Annotated in this window: 18 protein-coding genes; 9 read left to right on the plus strand and 9 right to left on the minus strand. The window is 73.3% G+C overall.

The features are described from left to right. Positions 1-645: 645 nt before the first annotated feature. The 4 genes from ACZ7LY_RS12260 to ACZ7LY_RS12275 all read left to right on the plus strand — a co-directional run bounded on the left by ACZ7LY_RS12260 (position 646) and on the right by ACZ7LY_RS12275 (position 8,755). Positions 646-5,583, plus strand: coding sequence for an NAD-glutamate dehydrogenase (locus ACZ7LY_RS12260; RefSeq protein WP_471624477.1), 4,938 nt, complete (start codon positions 646-648; stop codon positions 5,581-5,583). A gap of 391 nt (positions 5,584-5,974) precedes the next feature. Further along, positions 5,975-6,760, plus strand: coding sequence for a polyprenol monophosphomannose synthase (locus ACZ7LY_RS12265; protein WP_471624478.1), 786 nt, complete (start codon positions 5,975-5,977; stop codon positions 6,758-6,760). Continuing rightward, the gene (locus ACZ7LY_RS12270) at positions 6,733-7,296 is read left to right on the plus strand and encodes a GtrA family protein (protein ID WP_471624479.1); all 564 of its coding nucleotides are present in this window, start codon (positions 6,733-6,735) and stop codon (positions 7,294-7,296) included. The genes ACZ7LY_RS12265 and ACZ7LY_RS12270 overlap by 28 nt, the downstream gene beginning before the upstream one ends. Continuing rightward, positions 7,280-8,755, plus strand: a complete 1,476-nt coding sequence (locus tag ACZ7LY_RS12275; RefSeq protein WP_471624480.1) for a hypothetical protein — start codon at positions 7,280-7,282, stop codon at positions 8,753-8,755. Before ACZ7LY_RS12270 ends, ACZ7LY_RS12275 begins: the two co-directional genes overlap by 17 nt. 79 nt (positions 8,756-8,834) lie before the next feature. Here ACZ7LY_RS12275 and ACZ7LY_RS12280 read toward each other — a convergent pair whose 3' ends face one another. The 4 genes from ACZ7LY_RS12280 to ACZ7LY_RS12295 form a co-directional block, all read right to left on the minus strand. Then, positions 8,835-10,499, minus strand: a complete 1,665-nt coding sequence (locus ACZ7LY_RS12280; RefSeq protein WP_471624481.1) for a glycosyltransferase family 2 protein — start codon at positions 10,497-10,499, stop codon at positions 8,835-8,837. Further along, complete coding sequence (locus tag ACZ7LY_RS12285; RefSeq protein ID WP_471624482.1) at positions 10,499-12,742, minus strand: CDP-glycerol glycerophosphotransferase family protein; 2,244 nt, start codon at positions 12,740-12,742, stop codon at positions 10,499-10,501. Before ACZ7LY_RS12285 ends, ACZ7LY_RS12280 begins: the two co-directional genes overlap by 1 nt. Before the next feature lie 392 nt (positions 12,743-13,134). Beyond that, positions 13,135-13,971 (minus strand): ABC transporter ATP-binding protein, encoded by an 837-nt coding sequence (locus ACZ7LY_RS12290; RefSeq protein WP_471624483.1) that lies wholly within the window; start codon positions 13,969-13,971, stop codon positions 13,135-13,137. Further along, positions 13,964-14,878: an ABC transporter permease gene (locus ACZ7LY_RS12295; RefSeq protein WP_471624484.1), complete on the minus strand. Its 915-nt coding sequence runs from the start codon at positions 14,876-14,878 to the stop codon at positions 13,964-13,966. Before ACZ7LY_RS12295 ends, ACZ7LY_RS12290 begins: the two co-directional genes overlap by 8 nt. A 162-nt stretch (positions 14,879-15,040) precedes the next feature. On the opposite strand from ACZ7LY_RS12295, the gene ACZ7LY_RS12300 reads away from it, so the two are divergent. Continuing rightward, positions 15,041-15,664: a TetR/AcrR family transcriptional regulator gene (locus tag ACZ7LY_RS12300; RefSeq protein WP_471624485.1), complete on the plus strand. Its 624-nt coding sequence runs from the start codon at positions 15,041-15,043 to the stop codon at positions 15,662-15,664. 76 nt (positions 15,665-15,740) lie between these two features. Here the strand turns inward: ACZ7LY_RS12300 and ACZ7LY_RS12305 are convergent, their stop codons facing one another. Beyond that, positions 15,741-16,778 (minus strand): hypothetical protein, encoded by a 1,038-nt coding sequence (locus ACZ7LY_RS12305; RefSeq protein ID WP_471624486.1) that lies wholly within the window; start codon positions 16,776-16,778, stop codon positions 15,741-15,743. A 217-nt stretch (positions 16,779-16,995) separates the two neighbouring features. Here ACZ7LY_RS12305 and ACZ7LY_RS12310 point away from each other — a divergent pair, with 217 nt between their 5' ends. Continuing rightward, entirely contained in the window at positions 16,996-17,322 is a 327-nt protein-coding gene (locus ACZ7LY_RS12310; protein ID WP_471624487.1) for a DUF6087 family protein, read from the plus strand. A gap of 194 nt (positions 17,323-17,516) precedes the next feature. Here ACZ7LY_RS12310 and galE read toward each other — a convergent pair whose 3' ends face one another. From galE to ACZ7LY_RS12330, 4 genes are all read right to left on the minus strand, one after another. Beyond that, positions 17,517-18,509, minus strand: coding sequence for a UDP-glucose 4-epimerase GalE (galE, locus tag ACZ7LY_RS12315; protein ID WP_471624488.1), 993 nt, complete (start codon positions 18,507-18,509; stop codon positions 17,517-17,519). A gap of 94 nt (positions 18,510-18,603) precedes the next feature. Next, positions 18,604-20,229 carry a glycosyltransferase family 2 protein gene (locus tag ACZ7LY_RS12320; protein WP_471624489.1) on the minus strand — a complete coding sequence of 542 codons (1,626 nt, stop codon included), beginning with the start codon at positions 20,227-20,229 and terminating at the stop codon, positions 18,604-18,606. 48 nt (positions 20,230-20,277) lie between these two features. Then, the gene (locus tag ACZ7LY_RS12325) at positions 20,278-21,387 is read right to left on the minus strand and encodes a glycosyltransferase 87 family protein (RefSeq protein ID WP_471624705.1); all 1,110 of its coding nucleotides are present in this window, start codon (positions 21,385-21,387) and stop codon (positions 20,278-20,280) included. Between the two features lie 281 nt (positions 21,388-21,668). After that, on the minus strand, positions 21,669-22,178 hold the full coding sequence (locus ACZ7LY_RS12330) for a MarR family winged helix-turn-helix transcriptional regulator (protein ID WP_471624490.1): 510 nt from the start codon (positions 22,176-22,178) through the stop codon (positions 21,669-21,671). 137 nt (positions 22,179-22,315) lie between these two features. Here ACZ7LY_RS12330 and ACZ7LY_RS12335 point away from each other — a divergent pair, with 137 nt between their 5' ends. The 3 genes from ACZ7LY_RS12335 to ACZ7LY_RS12345 all read left to right on the plus strand — a co-directional run bounded on the left by ACZ7LY_RS12335 (position 22,316) and on the right by ACZ7LY_RS12345 (position 24,950). Then, the gene (locus tag ACZ7LY_RS12335; RefSeq protein ID WP_471624491.1) at positions 22,316-22,729 is read left to right on the plus strand and encodes an organic hydroperoxide resistance protein; all 414 of its coding nucleotides are present in this window, start codon (positions 22,316-22,318) and stop codon (positions 22,727-22,729) included. A gap of 97 nt (positions 22,730-22,826) precedes the next feature. Next, positions 22,827-24,404 (plus strand): glycosyltransferase family 39 protein, encoded by a 1,578-nt coding sequence (locus tag ACZ7LY_RS12340; protein WP_471624492.1) that lies wholly within the window; start codon positions 22,827-22,829, stop codon positions 24,402-24,404. Between the two features lie 30 nt (positions 24,405-24,434). Then, the gene (locus ACZ7LY_RS12345) at positions 24,435-24,950 is read left to right on the plus strand and encodes a hypothetical protein (protein ID WP_471624493.1); all 516 of its coding nucleotides are present in this window, start codon (positions 24,435-24,437) and stop codon (positions 24,948-24,950) included. The last annotated feature ends 1 nt before the right edge of the window (position 24,951 follow it).

Here is a 24,951-nt window from a genome sequence, read left to right on the forward strand (position 1 = left end):
GCCATTCCCGGTGAGGGGGTGGCTGCCCCGCCGACGAGGGCAGCCACCGTGTGCCGGCGGCGCCGTTGCCACGACAGTCGTGGGAGTTGGCCAGCCACTGTCCGGCGCCCGTGGTGCGGCACGCTCCCAGCCTGCCCGCGCCGGGCGCCTCCCGCATCGGTATCCGGCGATCCCCGTATACGCATATCGGCGTACCCGGCCCCTCCGTATACCTAGAAGGCGGGGCGTGTCTTCCGTCACAGAGGGGGCTGAGGGGCGGGCCCCTACCCGACGCTCAACTGCGCGGTTCTGTGCAGAGTGTCAAAGTTCCGGCGCTGGTTTTGTACACATACGGCTCATGACGACTCCCCCTCGGAGGGAGATAGCCTTGACCCGTGATCAGCGCGATAGCTCGCGGGGGCATCGTCGCCCCCTGCCCGCGCCGGGAGTTCACGGGACGCCACAGCGACCGTGCCCGGCGCGCAGCCGCTGATCGTTTCCGGCGGATGGCCACTTCGTTGAATATGGCGCATAACCGTCCGCACTTCTCCCATCCCGGCATAACGTCGAGTCTGACCGGACACCCCGCGTCGCGGCGTTACACCGACCGCTTCACCCACGTCACGTCTACGTCACGCAAAGGCGCGCGACAGGAGCCAGAGGACCATGCAGACCAAGCTGGACGAAGCCAAAGCCGAGCTGCTCACCAGGGCGGCGCGGGTAGCTGAGAACAGCCCGGTAGGGGGGTACCTACCGACGGGGACGAAGGGCGCGGGCACGCCTGACCGGGACTCCGTGCTCGCCTTTCTCCAGCGCTACTACCTGCACACGGCACCTGAAGACCTGAGCGACCGTGAACCGGACGACGTCTTCGGCGCCGCGTACTCGCACTACCGCCTCGCCGGGAACCGCCCGCAGGGCACCGCGAACGTCCGCGTCCACACGCCGACCGTCGAGGAGAACGGCTGGACCTCCAGCCACTCGGTGGTCGAGGTCGTCACCGACGACATGCCCTTCCTCGTGGACTCGGTCACCAACGAGCTGTCCCGCCAGGGCCGCGGCATCCACGTCGTGATCCACCCGCAGGTCGTCGTCCGCCGTGACGTCGCCGGCAAGCTCCTGGAGGTGCTGCCGGCCGGGACCACCGCCGAGGGCCACGACGTGCTCACCGAGTCGTGGATCCACGTCGAGATGGACCGCGAGACCGACCGCGCCGACCTGAAGCAGATCACCTCCGACCTGCTGCGCGTCCTGTCGGACGTGCGCGAGGCCGTCGAGGACTGGGAGAAGATGCGCGACACCGCGCTGCGCATCGCCGACGAGCTGCCGAGCGAGCCCACCGCCGCCGACCTCGACGACCAGGAGGTCGAGGAGGCCCGCGAGCTGCTGCGCTGGCTCTCCTCCGACCACTTCACGTTCCTCGGCTTCCGCGAGTACACGCTCACCGACGACGACTCGCTGTCCGCCGTGCCCGGCACCGGACTCGGCATCCTGCGCTCCGACCCGCAGCACGACGCCGAGGACCACCACCCGGTCTCCCCGTCGTTCAACCGGCTCCCGGCCGACGCCCGCGCCAAGGCCCGCGAGCACAAGCTGCTCGTGCTGACCAAGGCCAACAGCCGCGCCACCGTGCACCGCCCGAGCTACCTCGACTACGTCGGCGTGAAGAAGTTCGACGCCGAGGGCAACGTCGTGGGCGAGCGCCGCTTCCTCGGCCTGTTCTCCTCGGCCGCGTACACCGAGTCCGTGCGCCGCGTGCCCGTCGTGCGCCGCAAGGTCGCCGAGGTCCTCAAGGGCGCCGGCTTCACGCCCAACAGCCACGACGGCCGCGACCTGCTCCAGATCATGGAGACGTACCCGCGCGACGAGCTGTTCCAGACCCCGGCCGACGAGCTGCGCTCCATCGTCACCTCCGTGCTCTACCTCCAGGAGCGGCGCCGGCTGCGCCTGTACCTGCGCAAGGACGAGTACGGGCGCTACTACTCGGCGCTCGTCTACCTGCCGCGCGACCGCTACACCACCGGCGTCCGGCTGAAGATCATCGACATCCTGAAGGAGGAGCTGGACGGCACCAGCGTCGACTTCACCGCCTGGAACACCGAGTCGATCCTCTCCCGCCTGCACTTCGTCGTCCGCGTCCCGCCGGGCACCGAGCTGCCGCACCTGTCGGACGCCGACAAGGACCGCATCGAGGCGCGGCTCGTGGAGGCCGCCCGCTCCTGGGCCGACGGCTTCGCCGAGGCGCTGAACGCGGAGTGCGGCGAGGAGCGCGCCGCCGAGCTGCTGCGCCGCTACGGCCAGGCGTTCCCCGAGGGCTACAAGGCCGACCACTCGCCGCGCTCCGCCGTCGCCGACCTGGCCCACCTGGAGCAGCTCGCCCACGACGGCCGACCAGGCAAGGACTTCGCGCTGTCCCTGTACGAGCCGGTCGGCGCCGCCGCCGGTGAGCGCCGCTTCAAGATCTACCGCAGCGGCGAGCCCGTCTCCCTGTCGGCGGTCCTGCCCGTCCTGCAGCGCCTCGGCGTCGAGGTCACCGACGAGCGCCCGTACGAGCTGCGCTGCGCCGACCGCACCACCGCGTGGATCTACGACTTCGGTCTGCGGATGCCCGCCTCCGCGAACGGCGGCGACGAGCTGGGCGCCGACGGCCGCGAGCGGTTCCAGGAGGCGTTCGCCGCGACCTGGACCGGCGCCGCCGAGAACGACGGCTTCAACTCCCTCGTGCTGCGCGCCGGGCTGTCCTGGCGGCAGGCGATGGTGCTGCGCGCGTACGCCAAGTACCTGCGCCAGGCCGGTTCCACGTTCAGCCAGGACTACATGGAGGACACCCTCCGTACGAACGTGCACACCACGCGCCTGCTGGTGTCGCTGTTCGAGGCGCGGATGTCCCCGGAGCGGCAGAGCGCCGGCACCGAGCTGATCGACGGTCTCCTGGAGGAGGTCGACGGCGCGCTCGACCAGGTCGCATCGCTGGACGAGGACCGCATCCTGCGCTCCTTCCTCACCGTCATCAAGGCGACCCTGCGCACGAACTTCTTCCAGACGGGCGAGGACGGCACCCCGCACGCGTACGTCTCCATGAAGCTCGACCCGCAGGCCATCCCGGACCTGCCCGAGCCGCGGCCCGCGTTCGAGATCTGGGTGTACTCGCCGCGCGTCGAGGGCGTGCACCTGCGCTTCGGCAAGGTCGCGCGCGGCGGTCTGCGCTGGTCGGACCGGCGCGAGGACTTCCGTACGGAGATCCTCGGCCTGGTCAAGGCGCAGATGGTGAAGAACACCGTCATCGTGCCGGTCGGCGCGAAGGGCGGCTTCGTCGCCAAGCAGCTCCCGGACCCCTCCGTGGACCGGGACGCGTGGCTGGCCGAGGGCATCGCCTCGTACAAGACGTTCATCTCGGCGCTGCTCGACATCACCGACAACCTGGTGGCCGGCGAGGTCGTGCCCCCGGCGGACGTGGTGCGCCACGACGAGGACGACACCTATCTGGTGGTCGCCGCCGACAAGGGCACCGCGTCCTTCTCGGACATCGCCAACGGCGTCGCGGAGTCCTACGACTTCTGGCTCGGCGACGCGTTCGCCTCCGGCGGCTCGGCGGGCTACGACCACAAGGGCATGGGCATCACCGCGCGCGGCGCCTGGGAGTCCGTCAAGCGGCACTTCCGCGAGCTGGGCGTCGACACGCAGTCCGAGGACTTCACGGTCGTCGGCGTCGGCGACATGAGCGGTGACGTCTTCGGCAACGGCATGCTGCTCAGCGAGCACATCAGGCTCGTGGCGGCCTTCGACCACCGGCACATCTTCATCGACCCGAAGCCGGTCGCGGAGACCTCGTACGCCGAGCGGCGCCGCCTGTTCGAGCTGCCGCGCTCCTCGTGGGCCGACTACGACAAGGAGCTGATCTCGGCGGGCGGCGGCGTCTTCCCGCGCTCCGCGAAGTCGATCCAGCTCAACGCCCACATCCGCGAGGCCCTCGGCATCGAGTCGGGCCAGTCGAAGATGACCCCGGCCGAGCTGATGAAGGCCATCCTCCAGGCCCCGGTGGACCTGCTGTGGAACGGCGGCATCGGTACGTACGTCAAGTCCTCGGCGGAGTCCGACGCGGACGTCGGCGACAAGGCCAACGACCCGATCCGCGTCGACGGCCAGGACGTACGCGCCAAGGTCATCGGCGAGGGCGGCAACCTCGGCGCGACCCAGCTCGGCCGCATCGAGTTCGCCCGCACCGGCGGCAAGGTCAACACCGACGCCATCGACAACAGCGCCGGCGTGAACACCTCGGACGTCGAGGTCAACATCAAGATCCTGCTCAACGGGCTGGTCTCCGAGGGCGACATGACGGTCAAGCAGCGCAACAAGCTGCTGGCCGCGATGACCGACGAGGTCGGCCGGCTCGTCCTGCGCAACAACTACGCGCAGAACACCGCCCTCGCCAACGCCGAGGCCCAGTCGGGCTCCCTGCTCCACGCCCACCAGCGCTTCATGCGCCGGCTCGGCAAGCAGGGCCACCTGGACCGCTCCCTGGAGTTCCTGCCCAACGACCGGCAGATCAAGGAACTCCTCAACACCGGGCGCGGCCTGACCCAGCCCGAGCTGGCCGTCCTGCTCGCCTACACGAAGATCACGGCGGCCGACGAGCTGATCCAGACGACGCTGCCCGACGACGCGTACCTGCGCCGGCTGCTGCACGCGTACTTCCCGCAGGAGCTGCGCGACAAGTACGCCGACGCGATCGACGGGCACGCGCTGCGCCGCGAGATCATCACCACGGTCCTGGTCAACGACACGGTGAACACGGGCGGTTCGACGTTCCTGCACCGGCTGCGCGAGGAGACCGGCGCGTCCCTTGAGGAGATCGTGCGGGCGCAGCTCGCCGCGCGCGAGATCTTCGGCCTGAGCGAGGTGTGGGACGCGGTCGAGGCGCTCGACAATGTCGTCGCCGCCGACGTCCAGACCCGTATCCGGCTGCACTCGCGGCGCCTGGTGGAGCGCGGCACGCGCTGGCTGCTCAACAACCGGCCGCAGCCGCTCCAGCTCGCGGAGACCATCGCGTTCTTCCGCGACGGGGTCACCGAGGTCTGGGCCGCGATGCCGAAGATGCTGCGGGGCGCGGACGCCGAGTGGTACCAGTCGATCCTCGACGAGCTGACCGCGGCGGGCGTGCCGGAGGAGCTGGCCGAGCGGGTCGCCGGGTTCTCCTCCGCGTTCCCGACGCTCGACATCGTCCAGATCGCGGACCGCATGGGCAAGGACGCGCTGGCCGTCGCCGAGGTCTACTACGACCTGGGCGACCGGCTCGGCATCACCCAGCTCATGGACCGCATCATCGAGCTGCCGCGGGCCGACCGCTGGCAGTCGATGGCCCGCGCCTCCATCCGCGAGGACCTGTACGCGGCGCACGCGGCGCTCACCGCGGACGTGCTGGCCGCGGGGAACGGGACCTCGACGCCGGAGCAGCGGTTCGCGGCGTGGGAGGAGAAGAACGCGCCGATCCTCGGGCGGGCGCGCACGACGCTGGAGGAGATCCAGGGCTCGGACGCGTTCGATCTGGCCAACCTGTCGGTGGCCATGCGGACGATGCGGACGCTGCTGCGTACGCACTCGTGACGTCGGCGGCCGAGGTTCCGGTGCCCTGGGTGCCGTGACCGCCGGTGGCTGACCGAAGGGGCGTCCCGCGCCATGTGCGCGGGACGCCCCTTCGGCGTGGGGGGGATCCCCTATGGCGTAAGGAGACGCTCCTTCGGCGGTAGGGGGCGGCTCCTTTCGATCACTGGCGCCGTACGCTGTACAGGGGGTGTCCGGGGGCCGGTTCTCACGTTTCTCTTGCCTGTCTCCTGTCTGTCTCCTGCCTTCGTCTGACCTGATGGGGTCAGGCGTGATTCGGTTGTCCCGGCGACGCGAGGCGCGCACGCGCCTTCGCCATCCGCCGCAAATCCGCTTCAAAGTGGGACATTCCGTCTAAAGTGGACCCGATTGTCAGACAGATCAGGGAGAGTCGATGCCGTCGAAGCCCGACGCGAAGCCGACGAGCCGCGCGGTCCCACTGCCCGACGAGTGGGCCGCCACCCCGCTCACCGTCGTCATGCCGACGTACAACGAGGCGGGGAACCTGCCCGGCATGGCCGAGGCGCTGATGTCGCTGCCGCTTCCGGGCCTGCGTCTGCTCGTCGTCGACGACTCCAGCCCCGACGGCACGGGCCGGATCGCCGACGAGTACGCCGAGCGGTTCGGTGAGCACCGCCTCGCCGTCCTGCACCGCGCCGGCAAGGAGGGCCTCGGCCGGGCGTACGCGGCGGGCATGGCGCAGGCCGTCGCCGAGGGCGCCCGCTACGTGCTCCAGATGGACGCCGACGGCTCCCACCCCGTCGCCAAGGTCCCCCAGATGCTCGGCACCGCCCTCGCCACCGGCGCCGGCGTCACCATCGGCAGCCGCTACGTCCAGGGCGGCACCCTCTCCGACGCGTGGGGCGCGCATCGCCGGCTCCTGTCGCGCTGGGCCAACGCCTACGCGGGCACCATCCTCGGCACCCGCGTCCGCGACATCACCGGCGGCTTCAACCTGTGGCGCGAGGACACCCTGCGCGCCATCGACCTGGCCTCCGTGGACAGCGCGGGCTACAGCTTCCAGGTCGAGATGAAGTACCGGGCGCTGCGCCGCGGCTTCGGCTGCATGGAGGTCCCGATCCACTTCGAGGACCGTACGGTCGGCGAGTCGAAGATGGACTTCATGGTCCAGCTGGAGTCCGTCGCCATGCCGTGGAAGCTGCGCGCGAGGGCGCGGTGACCCCCACGTCCTCCACCGCACCGCCCCCCGCCTCCGCCCCTGCCCCTGCCTCCTCGCCCTCCGCCGCCCCGCCCGCCGGGACCCGGCCCCCCTACGGCGCCCCCGCGCGCCCGGCGCTGGTCCGGTTGCGCCGCGTCTCGTTCGAGATCGTCAAGTTCGGTGTGGTCGGCGGCAGCGGAGTCCTCGTCAACTTCCTCGTCTTCAACCTCCTGCTGCACGGCCTCGGTTCGGGCCCGATGACGGCGACCCTCGCCGCGAGCTGCGTCGCCATGGGCACCAACTACCTGGGCTTCCGCTTCTTCGCCTACCGCGACCGCGCCGCCCGCACCCGCCGCCAGATCGCCCTGTTCTTCGTCTTCAGCGGCCTCGGCGTCCTCATGGAGAGCGCCCTGTTCTACGCGGGATACCACGGCCTGCACATGACGGGCCCGGTCGCCTCCAACGCGGCGAAGGCGCTGTCCATCGTGCTCGCCTCCGCGTTCCGCTTCCTCGTCTACCGCACGTGGGTCTTCGGGCATCATGCGCGTCACCGCTGACGCCCTGGCCCGGGTCGGAGCCCTGCTGGTCCTCGTCCTGCTGCTCGGCGTCGTGGTGCGCCTGCCGTGGGCCGGGGACCTCGGCATGCACGCGGCCACCGTCGAACGGCTGCGGCACGACCTGTTCGACCCCGGCGACCCGCTCGTCGCCGCCGACGCCCCGAGCCCGTACTACACCCCTTGGACGTTTCTCCTCGGCTGCCTGGCCAAGGTGAGCGGCCTCGGGGTGTTCGTCGTGCTGCGCGTCGCGGCCCTCGCCTCGCTGGCCGTCCTCGTCAGCGGCGTGTGGTCCTTCGTCGGTACGTTCCCGGAGGGCGCCGCCGCCGGGAGGTGGCGCCGGGCCGGGGTGAGCGGGGTGGTGCTGCTGTGCCTGGTGCTGCTGTGGGGGACGACCCTGTTCAACTGGTCGGGCTTCCTCGGCCTCAACTCCCTCGCCCTGACCGTCTCCTACCCCTCGACGTGCGCGCTCGGCGGCGCGTTCTGGCTGTGGGCGCTGCTGCGGCGGGCGACGCGGCTGTGGGCGTACCTGGGGGCGGGTGTGCTGTGGGCGGTGATCCTGCTCAGCCACCAGTTCACCGGGGTCGTCGCCACGCTGGGGGCGCTCGCCATGGTGCTCGGGGCGCGGCCGTTCCCCGGCCGTGAGGTGTGGCTGCGGCTCGCGGCGGGGCTGGCGCTCGGGGTCGTGCTGCTCGCGGTGTGGCCGTACTACTCGTTCTTCGCGCTGTTCGGCGTCGGCGGCCTGGAGGAGATCCACCGCTCCCTCTACCGCGAACTGCCCGGCCGGTTCTGGCTCGCCGCGCTGGTCGGCGGGGCCGCGCTCGTGCTCCGGGCCCGGCGGCGCCTCCTGGACCCGCTGGTGCTGTTCTGCGTGTTCGGGCTCGCCGTGTTCGTCCTCGGCGGGGTCAGCGGGCACTGGTCGTGGGGGCGGGTGCTGCCGGCGGTGCTGATCCCGGCGCAGGTCGCGGCGGGCCTTGAGGTGTTCGCGGCGACGCGGGAGGGGGTGCGGGTCGCGTTCGGGTGGGCGCTGGCGCTCGCGCTGGCCGTGGGCGCGTGGACGCAGGCCGGGACGCTCGGCTACGTCCTGCCGCGCTCGGCGCTGCCCGGGCCCGTCGCCGACAAGTACCGCGAGCCGTGGACGGGCTACCACTGGATCACGCCGTGGGTGAAGTACGGGGACGTGGTCATGGCGAAGACGTTCCCGGCCCGGCAGATCCCCGCGTACGGGCCCTACACGGTCGCCCCGGGCTACCCGGACTTCTTCCTCGACGACGAACAGGCCCGCGAGGACGCCGTACGCACCTACTTCGCGCCCCGCACCCCGGACGGGCAGCGGCGGGACGTGCTGCGCCGGTACGGGGTGAAGTGGGTCGTCGCCTACGCCAGTGACGGCGGGCTGACCTCGCTGGAGAAGGTGGCGGTGGGGCCGCGCGGGCAGATCCTGTACCGGGTCGGCGGCTGAGCCCCCGGGCGGGGGCGCGGTTTCTTTGTGAGCGGTGCTCCGAACCGCGTCCCCCGCTCCAGCCGCCCCCGCCCCCGGCTCAGCGCAGCAGGCGGGCGACCTGGCGGGCCTTGCGGGTGAGGGGGTGGGTGGCGGCGCGGCGGGCGACCGGGCCGAGCATCCGCGCCCGCAGCCCCACCGGAAGCCACCGCACCTGGAGCCGCCCCGCGCCCCTGCCCTCCGGTTCGACCGTCACCTCGTGCTGGTCGACGTCGGCGGTGAACGCGGGGAAGTCCAGCGGCGCGAGCAGCAGCCCCGTGTTGCGCAGCCCGCCCGGCACCTGGAGCTGGAGCATCGGGTGCCGTACCCCGGCGAACCCCTGCACCGGCAGCGGCGCCGCCGTCAGATCCAGCCGCACCCGCCCCTCGAACACCCCGGGACGCACCGGGTCGGTCCGGAACGGCACCCGCATCCGGCGCCGCCCCGGCGACAGCAGCAGCGACGCGATCTGCGGGCCGACCGGCAGCCGCAGCCCCGGGTCGTAGGTGCGCACCAGCAGGTCCACCGAGGCCGGGCCCGCGCCGCGCGTCAGCGAGACGATCTCGTGCCGGAACTGGGCGCGGGGGAAGGGCCGCGCGTCCAGCGCCAGTTCGCTCAGGTCCAGCTCGCGCCGCGCCTGCTCCGACGCCGGCACCTCCGCGCCCCAGTACACGGCGTCGCCGGACGGGTCGGGCGTCGTCGTGCGCGGCGCCACCGAGTGCCCGAGGCCACGCGCCGCGATCCGCGCGTCGGCCAGGCGCCGGTCCCGTACGAGCTGCGCGACGACCCGCTCGGGGCGCGGCAGGCGCGCGTACGCGGCGGGGGACAGGCGCGCGAGGTACGGGTCGACGAGGTCCGCGAAGCCGCTGAGCCACGCGTCGTCGCGGTAGGGCAGGTCGCCCGCGTACATGCGGAAGTCGTGCTTGAGGAACTTGTAGTCCTTCGCCTCCCGCAGCGCCGCGCTGTACCCGCCCTCCGCGAGGAAGTCGTCGATGAGTTCCTGTACGTGGATGCGGTCGCGGACGTTGCTCAGCTTGTGCCGCTGGTTGGAGATGGAGGCGGCGGACTCGGCGACGTACGGGGCGATGTACCAGCGGTAGACCGGCTCGGGGATCACGGTGAACGCCTTGGCGAGGCAGTACGCCTGCGCGGAGAAGAGCTGGTCCTCGTAGTGGATGCCCTCGGGGAAGCGCAGGCCGTGCCGGTCGAGGAAGGCGCGGGTGTACATCTTGCTCGTCGACAGGTGCTCGAAGAACAGGCCGGGCTCCGACTCGATGCCCTCGACCGTGCGCCGCCGGTCCACCAGATGCGCCATCCAGGTCGAGGTGCGGCCGGTGTCCACGCGGACCCGCTCCACCGCGCCCATGGCGAAGTCGATGTCGGGCCGCTCGCGGTGCGCGGCGAGCAGCAACTCCACGGCGTCCGGCGGGAGTTCGTCGTCGCTGTCGAGGAACATCAGATAGGGCGCGCGGGCGATCTCCAGGGCGCGGTTGCGCGGGGCGCTGCATCCGCCGCTGTTCTCCGGCAGCCGCAGGTACCGTACGCGCTCGTCGCTCGCCTCCAACTCCCGTGCCACGCGCGGGGTGTCGTCGGTGGAGTGGTCGTCGCTGATGATGATCTCGATGTCGGGGTGGGTCTGCGCGAGCAGGGAGGCGACCGCGCGGGGCAGCCGTTCCGCGTCGTTGTAGACGATGACCGTGACCGTCACGTCGGGGGTGTGCGCCATCAGCGGGTCGCCTCCTCGGGGGTGGGCGCGGGGGTGCGGGACTCGACGGGGACGACGGGCGGCAGCGCCTCTTCGGGCTCGCCGAGGAAGACCCGGCGTACGACACGCTCGGCGGCGTGGCCGTCGTCGAACTCGCAGAACACACGGCGGAACCGGTCGCGGGCGCGGGCCGACGCGGTGTCCCGCCAGGCGTCCGTGGCGAGGATCTCCGTCAGTTCCTCCTGGCTGCGCGCGACCGGTCCCGGCGGCAGGTCAAGGAGGTCGAAGTAGACGCCCCGGGTGCGGGAGTACGTCTCCCAGTCGTCGGCGAAGCTGATGATCGGCCGGTCCAGGTTGGCGTAGTCGAACATGATCGAGGAGTAGTCCGTGATCAACGCGTCGGAGGCCAGGGCCAGTTCCTCCACCGGGTCGTACGTCGAGACGTCGATGACGCGGCCGCTGCGGCGCAGGCTCGCCAGCGGGGACGCGGCGCCGCCGTAGAAGTAGTGGCCGCGCACGAGGAACACGGTGTCGTCGCCGAGCCGGTCGGTGAGGGCGGTGAGGTCGAGGCGGGGCGTCCAGGTCGCCTCGTAGTCGCGGTGCGTCGGCGCGTACAGGACCGCCCGCCGGCCGGGGGCGATGCCGAGGCGCTCGCGCACGGCCCTGATGTCGTCGGCGGTGGCGCTGTAGTACACGTCGTTGCGCGGGTAGCCGTGGTCGAGGGAGACGTAGCGCGAGGGGTAGGCGTGCTCCCACATGCGGGTGGAGTGGCTGTTGGCGCTGACGCTGTAGTCCCAGCGGTCCACGCGCGCGAGGAGCGCGTCGAAGTCGAGGCCGCGCGAGGCGGTCGGGTAGTCGAGCTGGTCCAGGCCCATCTTCTTCAGCGGGGTGCCGTGGTGGGTCTGGAGGTGGACCGTGCCGGGGCGCTTGACGACGGCGTCGGGGAAGTTGACGTTGTTGACGAGGTACTTCGCGCGGGCCAGCACCTCCCAGTAGCGGCGCGTACCGGGTACGACGTGCGGGGTGCCGGGCGGCAGCAGCGGCTCGGCCGCCTTGGAGACGACCCACACCGGGCGGATGTGCGGGGCCAGTTCGGCGAGCTTCGCCGCGATGGCCGCCGGGTTGCAGGCGACGCCGCGGTCCCAGTACGCGGTGAACACGGCGAGGTCCGGGGCGAGGGGGGCGCGCAGCGCGCGGTGGTACTGGCGGCTGCGCACCTGCTGTCCGGCGAGCCGCTTGCCCTCGCGGACGGCCGTCTTCACGGCCCGGCGCCGCTGGTTGGCCGCCTGGAACGCGCGGTAGCGGGTGTACGCGTCCTCTTCGAGCAGGCGGCGGCGCATCCCTTCCAGACCCGCCGGATGGCGGTGTCCTGCCGGACGCCAGCGCACGGCGGCCGACGAGGCGCGGTGGAAGAACTCGCGGGCCACGGCGTCCGGCATGTTCTCGCGGGCGACGACCCGCATCGTCTCCGTCGCCATCAGGTCGTACAGGAGCGCGCGCGGGCGGGGCGGGGTGTCGAGGCGCCGCATGAGCGCGTGGAGCCGCTCGTAGGCGTCGATGAGGGCGTAACGCTCCTCGGCGGGGACGGGCGGCAGGCTCTCGGGGCGCAACTCCCGTACGTCCAGCAGGACCTGCTCCACGCCCGCGATCCGCTCGGCGAGGATCAAACCCGCGCGGGCGGCGAACATCTCGCGGGCGTCGGCGAGTTCGGGGTGGGCGTGGTGGAAGGCGGCGCGTACGGCGCGGGTGCCGAGCAGCGGGGCCGTGCGCAGCAGGTCGGGCGCCTCGGCGAGCGGCAGATCGCGGCGGCCGAGGCGGGCCAGGCGGCCGCCGTCGGCGCCGTTCGCGCCGCGCGCCCGCCAGGTGGAGCGCACATGGTCGCCGAGGACGACGTCGACGCCCTCGGGGACCTCGGCGACGCGCGCGGTCAGCGCCCGCAGCGCGCCGAGCGCGGGGCGGTCCTTGGCGTGCACGAACCACAGCCACTCGCCGCGCGCCGCGTCCGCGCCGGCGGCGCGGGCCGCGCCGTCCGTGGTGTCCTCGGGCAGCGCGAGGACGGCGGCGCGGGCCGCGACGGGCGCGGTGCGGGCGCGGGCCACGTCGGCCGCCGGGCCGCCGACCGCGGCGACGACCAGTTCGACGTCCTTGCCGTCGCCGCCTCCCGTGCCGTCCCGCGCGGCGACCTGCTCGGCGACCGCGTCCAGGCACGGCCCGAGCAGGCCCTGCACATCGGGCCCGTACACGATGACGCTCAGCTTCGGCATGTCAGACAACCGCCTTCCCCGTGACGGCCGCCGCCATCCGGGTGGCGGCCCGGCGCGCTGCCCGGCCCCGCCCCGGTCGCGGCGGGCCGCCCGGAATTGCTCGTACGTACGCGCCGGGGGCGCGAGGGACGCGTCCGCCGCCCGGGTCGGCGGACGGCTTGCGGGGCGGACGCGACAGCGGTCCCGGCCGGTGCCGTACGTGAAGGAGGGGCCGCTCGTCGAAGCGCCGCACGCGACCTCCCGCCCTCCGCTGTTCCGCTGTGATCCGCCCAGCGCACCATATTTGCATTAAACGGACAAAATGGTAAGCGCTGTACGTGAGTACGGTGAGCCTCGGTAAGAGAAGACGCCCGGCGTGGCGCGCGCGTTCCCCCGAGCGGGTGGCCGGCGTCCTATGTGCCGCCTTTCGTGGAGTTCGTGAACTCGTCGTACGCGGCTAGCACCTCGTCGGTCGGGCCGTCCATGCGCAGCTCGCCGCGCTCCAGCCACAGCACGCGCTCGCACGTGTCGCGGATCGACTTGTTGCTGTGGCTGACCAGGAAGACCGTGCCGGCCTGCTTGCGCAGCTCGCGGATGCGCTCCTCGGACCGCTTCTGGAACGCGCGGTCGCCGGTCGCCAGCGCCTCGTCGATGAGCAGGACGTCGTGGTCCTTGGCGGCGGCGATGGAGAACCGCAGGCGGGCCGCCATGCCCGAGGAGTACGTGCGCATCGGCAGGGTGATGAAGTCGCCCTTGTCGTTGATGCCGGAGAAGTCGACGATCCCGTCGTAGCGGTCGCGTACCTGCTCGCGGGACATGCCCATCGCCAGCCCGCCGAGCCGTACGTTGCGCTCGCCGGTGAGGTCGTTCATCAGCGCCGCGTTCACGCCGAGCAGGGACGGCTGCCCGTCGGTGTAGATCCGGCCCCGCTCCACGGGCAGCAGCCCCGCGACCGCCTTGAGCAGTGTCGACTTGCCCGAGCCGTTGGTGCCGATGAGGCCGATGGCCTCGCCCCTGTACGCGGTGAACGACACGTTCCGTACGGCGTGGACCGTGCGTACGCCCGCCCGCCGCTCGGCCTTCTTCTTGCCGCCGACGATCCGGCTGAGCGCGGCCGTCGCGGAACCGCGCCCGGCGCCCGTGCCGTTGACCCGGTAGACGATGTCGACGCGGTCCGCGATCACCGTCGGGACCGGCTCGCCGGATGCGTTGTCGTGTCCGGCGCGCGCGCCGGTGAGGGTGTCAGCCACGGCCGTACGTCTCCTCAGCCTTCCAGAAGTAGATGAAACCGCCGACGCCCGAGACCAGCGCCCAGCCGAGGGCGAGCGGCCACACGTGGGCCGGCAGCTGGTCGGAGTGGAACGTGTCGATCAGGGCGTAGCGCATCAGGTCGATGTAGAGCGCCGCCGGGTTGGCCTGGAGCAGCGTCGTCACGGTCCCGGGGATGTGTCGCCCCGAGGTCAGCCGGGTCAGGCTCCACATCACGCCGGACACGTACATCCACGTACGCAGCAGGAACGGCATGAGCTGCGCGATGTCCGGGGTGTGGGCGCCGATCCTGGCCATGACCAGGGCGAGCCCGGTGTTGAACACGAACTGCAGGGTCAGCGCGGGCAGCACCAGGATCCAGTGCGGGGTCGGCGGCACGCCCGCGCACAGCAGGATCACGACGAGCGCCGCCATGGAGAACAGCAGTTGCTGGAGCTGCTGGAGGCAGTACGAGATCGGCAGCGACGCGCGCGGGAAGTGCAGCGCCCGTACGAGGCCGAGGCTGCCGGAGATCGCCTTCGTGCCGGCCATCACCGACGACTGCGTGAACGTCCACACGAACACGCCCGTCACGAGGAACGGGATGTAGTCCGGCACGCCTTTGCTGGTCTGCATCAGGATGCCGAAGATCAGGTAGTAGACCGCCGCGTTGAGCAGCGGGGTCGCCACCTGCCAGACCTGGCCCAGCTTGGCCTGGCTGTACTGCGAGGTGAGTTTGGCGGTGGCGAACGCGGTGATGAAGTGCCGCCGCTGCCACAACTGCCGCACGTACTGGGAGAGGGCGGGGCGGGCACCGCTGACGCTCAGTCCGTACCGGGCGGCGAGTGCCGCCGGGTCCTCCGGGGCCGGGGCCGCCGGCGCGGGGGACGTGTCCAGAACCTGACTCACGACCGCTGCTTTCGCTCGGGGGGTGGTGATCCGGCGACCGTGACGCCGTCCGTTCATCCGTTGTTCACGTCGGGACGGGTCCGTATCGTCGTGACGTGAGCGTAGGGCGGTCCCGCGTCGGAACGCAACCGTTTCGTCGTCTCGGAACCTATGCTTTGCCATATGACGACCAACGCCGACTCCTCCCAGCCGACGCGTCGCCGGGCCCCGGCGGGGGCCGCCGTCCTGCGCGAAGACGTCACCGAGGCCATCCGCACCGCCGTCTTCGAGGAACTGGCGGCGGTCGGCTACGCCCGGATGTCCATCGAGGGCATCGCGCGCCGCGCGGGCGTCGGCAAGACGGCGGTCTACCGCCGCTGGCGCTCCAAGCTGCACCTCGTCCTCGACCTGGTCTCCGCGATGGCCGTCCAGGGCCTGCCCGCGCCCGACACCGGCGTCCTGGAGGACGACCTGCTGCTGCTCTACCAGGTCACCTCGCGCGCGCTGCGCCACCCGGTGGCCGGCCAGATCATCCCCGACCTCCAGGCCGAGGCGGCCCGCAACCCCGAGATCGCCGAGGCGCTGGAGAAGGCGCTGCGCGAGGGGCAGCACGGGGTGGCCAGCGGCATCGTGCGGGCGGCCGTCGCGCGCGGCGAGCTGTCCGCGGACCTCGACGAGGACCTGGCCCTCGACCTCATCTCGGGCCCCCTGTACTGGCGGGCGGTCGTCGTCCGCACCCCCGCGCTCCCCAAGAACCACCTCCGCAAACTGGCGACGGCGACGGCGGCGGGGCTGCGGGCGCTTTGACGCGGGGGCGTCTGGGGCTCGCAGGGGTTCTCGGGTGCGGGTGCGGGTGCGGATGGGGATGCGGGTTCTCGGGCCCTCAGGCCCTCAGGAAGTCCCGGGCCCGTACGTCCAGGTCCCGCGCCGTCCGCACACCGCGCGCCTGGAACGGCCGCAACCGCCGCCTCATGTCCCTGACCGCCTTGCGGGTGCGTACGGACCTGACGCCGGCCATGTGGTCCATGGCCCGCGCCCACGTCGCGCACGCCTGTTCGATGTGCCCCTGGTGGAGGTGCGTCTCGGCCTCCGCGACCAGATCCAGGGCGACGATCCGCGCGTAGACGTCCGCCGGTCGGGCCGCCGCCGCGCGCGCGTACTCGACGGCCGCGCCACGCCTGTCGCCCAGCGATTCGAGGACCTTCGCGGCTCGTGAGTGCACCGACGCTCTCGGCGGCCCCCACGCCAGCGCCCAGAACGGCACCTCGTCCCCGCGCGCGCCATCGAGGAGCGCGTGCGCCCGGGCCGTCTCCGCCACGGCGGCATCACGCTGCCCGCTCTTGGCGAGCGTATGCGCGTTGACGACGCGGAACAGGGCTTCCGTCTGCACGTCGACGTGTCCCTTGGCCCGGTTCAGGCCGGACTCCGCGAGGCCCTGGCAGTGCTCGGGACGGCGCAGCTTGAGGCCCTGCATCGCCATCGTGCGCATCACAAAGCCGTCCTGGCCGCGTACCCCCGACTCCACGGCGAGCGCGTAGGACTGCAAGTAGTAGCGCTGCGCGAGACCCTGGGACCCGGCGTCGTACGCCTTCCAGCCCACCAGGTGCACACCGCGGCTCGCCGCCGACAGCATCTGCCGGCGCACCTCGTCGGTACGGAACCGGCCCCGGCACAACGGGGCCACGTCATCGCGCAGGTAGGTGATGAGCGCGCTGCGCCCGTGCTGCCCGCCGTGCCGCTCGTCCATCTCGGAGAACGCGGACACCATGTCGCGCACGGCCTGCACCTCGGCCATGCCGATCACCGAGCCGCTGCGTGCGGCGGCCTTGGTACGGGCCGCCAGGTCGATGACGCTCTCCAGCGGCAGGGCGGCGGCCGCCACCGAGTAGGCGGAGGCCCGCAGGAAATCTCGCCGGTCCAACTCGTGCCTCCACAGCGGCATCAGGGCGTCGAACGGGTCGGCCCTGAGGGGTCCGAGACGAAGATGGCGGTCCCCCTCACCATTGATCTTCGGCGCCTTGAGAACAAGGTCACCATCACCCCGGAGGGGAGGACGACGCTCTCGCGGGAGGACTGGACCGTCACCCTGTGACGGGTGCCGGTGCTTTTGAGCGCGGGGGCGCGGCAGACTGGGACGCATGACTGACGAACCGCTTGAGGAGTGGGCCGAACGGCGGGCATCGCGCAGGCCCGAGGTCGGCGAGCGGAGGTTCGTGCCGCTCGGCGAGCGCGGGCGGGGAGCGCACGTCGATGCGGACGAACCTCGCGCCGTTCAGGAGTGGGACGGGGTCCAGTGGACTGCCGCCGGGGTCGTCGAGGACTTCGAGGCGGCCGTGAAGGAGACGACGGAGGGCTCCCCTGCCCGCCGCGCCGGCCGCGTGCAGTTGCCGACGTTCCCCGACCTGCCGCCGGCTCCGGAGCCGTGGCGCCCGACCGAGGTGTTCCGGCGGCCGGACGCCGACTGACGCGCTCGTCCTCCTCCATGCCGCTCCTCAGCGCATGGGCCGTCCCCGCAGCACGAGGGGGTGTCGCTTCATGCCGACCCCCGCGGAGATCCGGAGGAACGGCGGGTCCGGGGCAGCGCGAACGACACCGGCGACCGCTGCGTCCGCCGCCGCCCGTAGCGGCCGCAGCCGGGCCGGCCGCCCGGGGCCGGTGCTCACCGGGTGCCGGGGTGGTGGTGGCGCCAGCCCTGCCAGGCGGAGCGGATCATTTCGGGGACGTCCCGCTTCGCGCGCCAGCCCAGTTCCTCCGCGATGCGGTCCGCGCAGGCCACGACGCTCGCCGGGTCGCCGGGGCGGCGGGCGGTGACGGCCGGTTCGGTGTCCTGGCCGGTCTCGGCGGCGATCAGGTCGATCATCTCCCGTACGGAGACGCCCTCGCCGCGCCCGATGTTGAGGGTGAGGTCGGTGCCCTCGGGGGAGCGAGCGAGCCGTTCGGCGGCGGCGACATGGGCCTCGGCGAGATCGGTGACGTGGATGTAGTCGCGTACGCAGGTGCCGTCCGGGGTCGGGTAGTCGGCGCCGAAGACGAGGGGCGCCTCGCCCGCGTCCAGCCGCTCGAAGACCATCGGGACCAGGTTGAAGACGCCGGTGTCGGCGAGGTCGGGGGAGGCGGCGCCCGCCACGTTGAAGTACCGCAGGCACGCCGTGCGCAGCCCGGTCGCGCGGCCCGTCGCCCGTACCAGCCACTCGCCGGCCAGCTTGGTCTCGCCGTACGGGCTCATCGGCGCGCACGGCGTGTCCTCGGTGACCAGGCCCGCCGTGAGCGCCGACGCCTCGGGCATGCCGTACACGGCGGCCGACGAGGAGAACACGAACGTGCCGACACCCGCCGCGTCCACCGCCTCCAGGAGCACCCGCAGGCCCTCCACGTTCTCCCGGTAATAGCGCAGCGGCTGTTCGACCGACTCGCCCGCCTGCTTCTTCGCCGCGAGATGGATGACGCCGGTGACCTGGTGGTCCCTGAGGGTGCGGTCGAGCAGGGCGCGGTCGAGCGTGGAGCCGACGACGAGGTCGACGCCCGCGGGCACCCGCTCGCGCACGCCGGTCGACAGGTCGTCGTAGACGACGGCCCGGAGGCCCGCCGCGCGCAGCGCCCGTACGACGTGCGCTCCGATGTAGCCGGCCCCGCCGGTGATCAGCCAGGTCATGTCGGTCCGGTTCTCCTCGTCGTCGGGGGAAGTGCACGGAGGCCGCGTTCAGGCCGCGTACAGGTACGTTCGGGTCGCCTTCAGTGAAACAACTTCAGTGAAACAGGCGGGCCACCCTGCGGCGCAGCACCGACGCGACGCCGCGCACACCGGGCGCGGTACGCAGCGCCAGCGCGCCGGAGTGCGTGGCGTAGGGCTGGGCGAGCAGCACGCCGTGGCGGCGGCTCGGCACGGCGGCGCGGCGCAGCAGCCCGGGGCCGCGCACGGCGTGGGCGGTGGTCTCGCGCCGGGTGCCGTCGGCGAACCGCAGGCACAGCCGCACGTCCCAGGTGCCCCCGCCGAGCGCGGAGAGGTCGAGCAGCACCTCCGTCGTCCACAGCTCGCCGTCGCCGGGCACCGGCGCGAAGGCGGCCGTGCGGCGCTGGACGACGGCGGAGCGGCGGCGGTCGACGACTTCCACGTCCACGGTGTGCGGGCCCGCGTCGGCCACGCGCCCGTACAGGTCGTGCAGGTCCAGGCGGAGCCGGGTGCCCCGCGCGCGCGGGCGCAGCCGTCCGTCGACCGCCACCGGCAGCAGGCGCACGGGCCGGTGCAGCAGATGCTCCAGGGTCACCTGGGGCAGGTCGTCGGACCAGACGGGCGTGCCGTCGGAGGCCCGTGCGTACGGGGGCAGCAGCCGGGCCGGGCGGGCGGCGACCTCCTTGAGCCGGGGCAGGTCGCGCGGCTCGGGGGAGGCGAGCACCAGCCGGCCGGCGACGCGGCCGGGCGCCGGCGCGGACTCGAAGTCGGCGGCGTCGAAGGTCTCCAGGTAGGTGCGGGTGCGGCGCCACCACTCGGCGCGGTACTCGGGTCCGCGCTGGTCGAGTTCGCGCGCGTACATGCGCAGCGAGTGGTTGAGGAAGTGCGAGCGGGCGGCCCGGGCGAGACGTTTCTGCGAGGCGGCGAGCAGGATGTCCACGGAGGCGCGGTGGGCGTCGAGGCGGGCCTGCCAGTTGTCGATGCCGGAGCGGTCGAGCGAGAGGGAGAGCTTGTCGGCGGCCCGGCGCACATGCCAGACGTACACGGGGTCGGGCACGAGCGCGATGCGCGGCCCGGCGGCGAGGACGCGCGCGGTGAACACGAAGTCCTCGTAGAGGAAACGGCCGTCGGGGAAGCGCAGGGCGTGCTCGCGCAGGAAGTCCGTGCGGTACAGCTTGTTGACGCAGAGCGTGTCGTGCACGAGGCGCGGGCGGCGCGTGGGGTGGGGGACGACGGCGGCGCGCGCGTACAGGCGCGGCTGCCAGGGGATCTCGCGCCCGTCGGGCAGTTCGCGGCGCACGCACAGGCCGGAGGCGACTTCGGCGCCGTGCCGGAGCGCGGCGCCGAGCAGCGCGTCGACCGCGCCGGGCGGCAGCACGTCGTCGCTGTCGAGGAACATGAGGTACGGGGAGGTGGCGCGGGCGATGCCGTCGTTGCGCGGGGTGCCGCAGCCGCCGCTGTTCTCCGTGCGGCGAACGACCGTCAGCCGCGGTTCGCGTGCGGCGAGTTCGCCGAGGATGTCGGCGCTGGCGTCGGTGGAGGCGTCGTCCACGGCCAGGACCTCGGCGACGGCCGGGCCCTGGGCCAGGGCGGAGCGCACTGCCTCGCCGACATGGGAGGCGTCGTTGTACCCGATGACGACCACCGTCACCGACGGCGCCGGGGCTGCTGGGCTCGACTCGTGAGGCGCGATGGGATCCACATTCTCGATCGTAGGCGTATCAGGTAATTGTCCGGTAAGCGGTAGATTTTAATTTTTCGTGGCGCGCCACAGGGAACCGAACGACAGTGCTGCCCCTCCGAGGAGCAGACCGTTGCGGGCGGCCATCAGCAGAGCGCCCGTCCAGGTGCCGGCCATCACGTCCGCGTACAGGACCGGGAAGGCGAGCGCGCTCAGGGCCGCCGCCGCGACGACGAGCAGGGCGACCGGGCGCTGGGTGGTGCGGCGCGAGGTGAGGCAGACGGCGGCCAGGCCCAGCAGCCAGATCAGGTACTGCGGGCTGATCACCCGGCTGGTGACGGTGAACATCAGGACGGCGCACAGCGCGGCGTCGTACGGCGTGGCCTCGGTGTGCCGCACGGCCCGCACCCGCCACCACAGCAGCGCCCCGAGGGCCAGCGCGGTCAGCGCAACGGAGGCGGTCGCCACGGTCTCGACGTGCGGGCCGACGTACTCCATCGCGCCGTAGCGGTAGCGGACCCGGCCCGGCCAGCCCGCGAGCCGCGCGAACGACAGGACCGTCCCGCCCAGCGACTCGATCTGCACGCCCCGCGACCCCTGTTCGCCGAGGAACGAGAACGGCGCACGGAACGCGAGCGCCAGCACCAGCAGCAGCCCCGCCCCCGCCGCGACCGCCGCGCCCCACGCCCGCCGGGTCGTGCGCCCCCGGGGCGTGCCGAGCAGGGTGAGCGCGGGCCAGACCTTGATCAGCGCCCCGCACGCGGCGAGCACCCCGCACGCCCGGGGGGAGCGGCGCAGCGCGAGCAGGCCGAGGACGGCGAACGCGGTGGCCTCGACGTCGTAGCGGGCGAGCGGGATGTGCAGCAGCAGGGGCAGTCCCGCCGTCCACAGCCAGGCACCGCCCGGTTCGTGCTCGCCCCGGGCCAGCGCGTACGTGATGACCGCGTCGGCGGCGAGGGTGAGCGCGACGAACGCCTGAAAGTAGCTCAGCCCCGGCACGGCGCCCGGCGCGAGCAGCACGAGACCGGCGCCGGGCGGGTACTGCCACAGCGGGTCGCCCACCGGGAACGTGCCGCTGGAGAGCACCGTGAACCAGTGCGCGTACAGGTCATGGACCTCGCGGGCCACGCCGCCGACGCCGAGCGGGTGGCTGTCGTCGCGGGCGAGCAGCACGAGCATCCCGGCGCGGGTGAGCAGCCAGGTGGCGATGAGCGCGGGGCGGTTCAGGCGGCCCGCGCGGACCCAGGTGGCGTGGACGGGGCGCCGGGTGGTCGGACTCTGGTCCGGGAGATCGACGATCACGAGTGGTGAGCGTATGTCCGGATTGTCGTTCCGGTGGGTTACGCCGTGCCGGATTCCCTCCGGCGGGCGCGTGCGTACGGGGGCGTCCGTTGCGGGGGTGTGCGTGTACGGGGGTGCGGGCGCCCGGGGTGGGCTGGCCGGCCGGGGGTGCCGGGGTGTCAGATCTGGGCGTTGTCGAGCGCGTCGGTGAGGCGGTTCAGGCGCTCGCGCAGCTCCTCGATCTCGTCGAGCCGGAAGCCGGTGGCGGCGGCGATCCGCCGGGGCACCTCGGCCGCGGGCCCCTTGAGCGCGACGCCGGCCTCTGTCAGCGTCACCGTCACCGAACGCTCGTCGTGCGCGCTGCGCTCCCGGCGCACGAGCCCCGCCGCCTCCAGCCGCTTGAGCAGCGGCGACAGCGTGCCCGAGTCGAGCCGCAGCCGCTCGCCGAGCCGCTTGACCGCGAGCCCGCCGGCGGCCGGCGCCTCCCACAGCGCCAGCATGACGAGGTACTGGGGGTAGGTCAGGCCCAGGTCCTTCAGGAGTGCGCGGTAGACACCGCCGAAGGCGCGCGAGGCCGCGTTCAGCGAGAAGCAGATCTGCCGGTCGAGCCGGAGCAGGTCGTCGGCGTTCCGGAGCGGGTCGCCGTCGGGGCCGTGGGGCGGGTCGTCCGGGGTGTGGTGGCTGGCCATGGGCCCAGGGTAGCGCTCTGGCCCGTACGCGATTCAATTGTGCGCAACTCAATTGTGTGCTGTAGTTATGGGGTGCGGAACGGACGCCCGGACCGCGCCCCACCCACCCCATCCCGCCCTTCCCGGAGGCAGCACCCATGGACGCCCTCTACACCGCCGTCGCCACCGCCACCCACGGCCGCGACGGACGCGCCGTCTCCTCCGACGGCGTGATCGACCTCCAGCTCGGCATCCCCACCGCCATGGGCGGCGACGCCCGCGGCTCCAACCCCGAGCAGCTGTTCGCCGCCGGGTACGCGGCCTGCTTCGGCAGCGCCCTCGGGCTCGTCGGCCGCGCCGCCAAGGTGGACGTCGCCGACGCCGCCGTCACCGCCGAGGTCTCCATCGGCAAGCAGGGCGAGGGCTTCGGGCTCGCCGTCGTGCTCCGCGTCGAACTGCCCGACACCGTCGACGCCGACACGGGCCGTTCCCTCGTCGAGCAGGCCCACCAGGTCTGCCCCTACTCCAACGCCACCCGCGGCAACATCGACGTACGGCTCGTCATCGAGTGACCCGCCCCGCCGCGCGCCCCCTGTCGAACGGGTGACGTCCGCGCGGCACGAGCCCGCCCGGCCCGGTGCCCGGCGCCGGGTCGGACAGGCTCGTGCCATGCCGACCGCCTCCCCGCGCGCGGACCGCCGCGCCCGCGCGCTCGCCGTCGCCGTGCCCGGGGCCGTGATGCTCGGGCTCGGACTGTGGGGCCTCGACCGGGGCACCCTGTGGCGCGACGAGGCCGCCACCGTCATCGTCGCCGAACGTCCCCTGCCGCAACTGCTGCGCACCCTGGAAGCTGTCGACGCCGTCCACGGCCTGCATTACCTCCTGTCGCACGCCCTGCTGCGGCTGCACCCCGGCGAGGTCACCCTGCGGCTGCCCTCGGTGCTCGGCGCGACCGCCGCCGCCTGCCTCGTCGCCGCGCTCGGCACCCGCCTCGCCCGCCCCAGGGTCGGCCTGTGGGCGGGCCTGCTCTACGCCGTCACCCCCTTCACCAGCTACTTCGCCCAAGAGGGCCGCTCCTACGCGCTCGTCGCCGCCGGCGCCCTCGCCGCGACGCTCGCCCTGACCCGGGCCGCCGCCCGCCCCCGGCCCGCCGCCTGGTGCGCGTACGGCGCCGCCCTCACCGTCACCTGCTGGCTGCACGAGTTCGCCGTGCTGCTGCTCGCCGCGCACGCCGTCACCCTCGCCGCCGCCCGCGCCCCGCGCGCGGTCCTGCGCGGCTGGGCCCTCGCCGCGGGCGCCGCCGTGCTGCTCCTGCTGCCGCTCGCGGCCGTCGCCGCCGGCCAGAGCGGGCAGGTCGGCTGGATCAGGGCGCCGGGCCCGGCCGACGTCCGCGCCCTGCTCGCCCGCGCGGCCGGCCACCCCCTCGCCGTGTACGCCGTCACGCTCGCCCTCGCCGCCCTCGCGCTCGTCCGGCCGCCCGCCCGCCGCCCCGGGCAGCCCTTCGGGCTCGTCGCCGTCGCCCTCCCGCTGGCCGTGCTGCCGCCCGCCCTGCTCCTCGCCGTCTCCCAGCTCCATCCGCTGTACGTGCAGCGGTACGTGTTCTTCGCCTGCGCCGGACTGCCCCTGCTGACGGCCGCGGGCGGCGACGCCGTGCTGCGCGCCGCCTCCCGCCGCCTCCCGCCTGTGCGGAGGCTGCCCTCCCCGCGTGCGGCCGGCGCGCTGTGCGGGGCGCTCGCCGTCCTGGCCGCCTTCGTGCTCCAACTGCCCGGCCACAGCGCCGAACGCGCCCCCGGCAGCCGCCGCGACGACTACGGCTCCGTCGCCCGCGCCGTCGCCGCCGAGGTCCGGCCCGGCGACCGCGTCCTGTACCTGCCGCTCGCGGTGCGCCGCGTCGCCGAGGCGTACCCGGCGGCCCTCGCCCACACCCGCGACGTCTCCCTCGCCACCCCCGGCCCCGCCTCCGGCACCCTGTACGGCACCGACGTACGCCCCCGCGCACTCGCCGCCCGCATGGCCTGCCTGGACCGGCTGTGGGTGCTGATCGACGGCGAGTTCAGCCGCGGCCGCTACCGGCAGCCGCGCGAGGTACCGGTCGAGCGGGCCAAACTCGCCCTGCTGCGCCGCGACTTCACCGTCCGCCGCCAGGTCGTCCGCAAGAGCGCCGTACTGCGCCTGTACGTCCGTGACCGCCGCCCCGCGCCGCCCTGCCCCGGCTGCCGTGTGCCCCGGACGGACCAGTGCCGGTGACCGAAGCGGGGGACGGGTGTTGGTCACGTGATGAACATCCTGCCGTGCTCCCCGCCGCCCCCGCCCGCCGCCGTGCCCGGCGCCCGCCGCCGCCCCGGGTCCCCGCCGGGCGCCGCCGGCCGGACGCGTGCCGCGCTCGTCCGCGCCGCCCTCGCCGGGGCGCTGGCCCTCACCGCCGCCGGGGCCTGGGAGCAACTGGCGGCGCCGCCGGGCGATCCGGCCCCGACCTTGTGCGCGGCCCCGGCGGTTGAAGCCCCGGGCGCCGCGAAGGGGGCTCCGGCTTCGGCGGTTGAAGCCCCGGCCGCCGCGAAGGAAGCCCTGGCCTCTGGGGCTGAAACTCCGGCTGCCGTGGCCCAACTCCCGTGCCCCGCGCCCGAAGCCGCCCCCGTCCCCGTACACCCCGCACCCGCCCGGACGTACCCGCGTCACGCCCCCGGCGCCGGGGACGGCGGCTCCGCGCGGCCCATCCCGCTCGCGCCGATCCGCCACGCCCCGGTCGTCACGGTCCACGCGGAGGCGGACCACTCGGGAGCGGGACCGGCCTGAG

The organism is Streptomyces sp. NPDC107550, assembly GCF_055639095.1.

Excerpts from the sequence above, each read along its gene's own strand:
- ACZ7LY_RS12260 (WP_471624477.1), top strand. The coding sequence starts at position 646 with ATGCAGACCAAGCTGGACGAAGCCAAAGCCGAGCTGCTCACCAGGGCG.
- ACZ7LY_RS12265 (WP_471624478.1), top strand. The coding sequence starts at position 5,975 with ATGCCGTCGAAGCCCGACGCGAAGCCGACGAGCCGCGCGGTCCCACTG.
- ACZ7LY_RS12275 (WP_471624480.1), top strand. The coding sequence starts at position 7,280 with ATGCGCGTCACCGCTGACGCCCTGGCCCGGGTCGGAGCCCTGCTGGTC.
- ACZ7LY_RS12280 (WP_471624481.1), bottom strand. The coding sequence starts at position 10,499 with ATGGCGCACACCCCCGACGTGACGGTCACGGTCATCGTCTACAACGAC.
- ACZ7LY_RS12285 (WP_471624482.1), bottom strand. The coding sequence starts at position 12,742 with ATGCCGAAGCTGAGCGTCATCGTGTACGGGCCCGATGTGCAGGGCCTG.
- ACZ7LY_RS12300 (WP_471624485.1), top strand. The coding sequence starts at position 15,041 with ATGACGACCAACGCCGACTCCTCCCAGCCGACGCGTCGCCGGGCCCCG.
- ACZ7LY_RS12310 (WP_471624487.1), top strand. The coding sequence starts at position 16,996 with ATGACTGACGAACCGCTTGAGGAGTGGGCCGAACGGCGGGCATCGCGC.
- galE (WP_471624488.1), bottom strand. The coding sequence starts at position 18,509 with ATGACCTGGCTGATCACCGGCGGGGCCGGCTACATCGGAGCGCACGTC.
- ACZ7LY_RS12325 (WP_471624705.1), bottom strand. The coding sequence starts at position 21,387 with ATGCTCGTGCTGCTCGCCCGCGACGACAGCCACCCGCTCGGCGTCGGC.
- ACZ7LY_RS12330 (WP_471624490.1), bottom strand. The coding sequence starts at position 22,178 with ATGGCCAGCCACCACACCCCGGACGACCCGCCCCACGGCCCCGACGGC.
- ACZ7LY_RS12335 (WP_471624491.1), top strand. The coding sequence starts at position 22,316 with ATGGACGCCCTCTACACCGCCGTCGCCACCGCCACCCACGGCCGCGAC.
- ACZ7LY_RS12340 (WP_471624492.1), top strand. The coding sequence starts at position 22,827 with ATGCCGACCGCCTCCCCGCGCGCGGACCGCCGCGCCCGCGCGCTCGCC.
- ACZ7LY_RS12345 (WP_471624493.1), top strand. The coding sequence starts at position 24,435 with ATGAACATCCTGCCGTGCTCCCCGCCGCCCCCGCCCGCCGCCGTGCCC.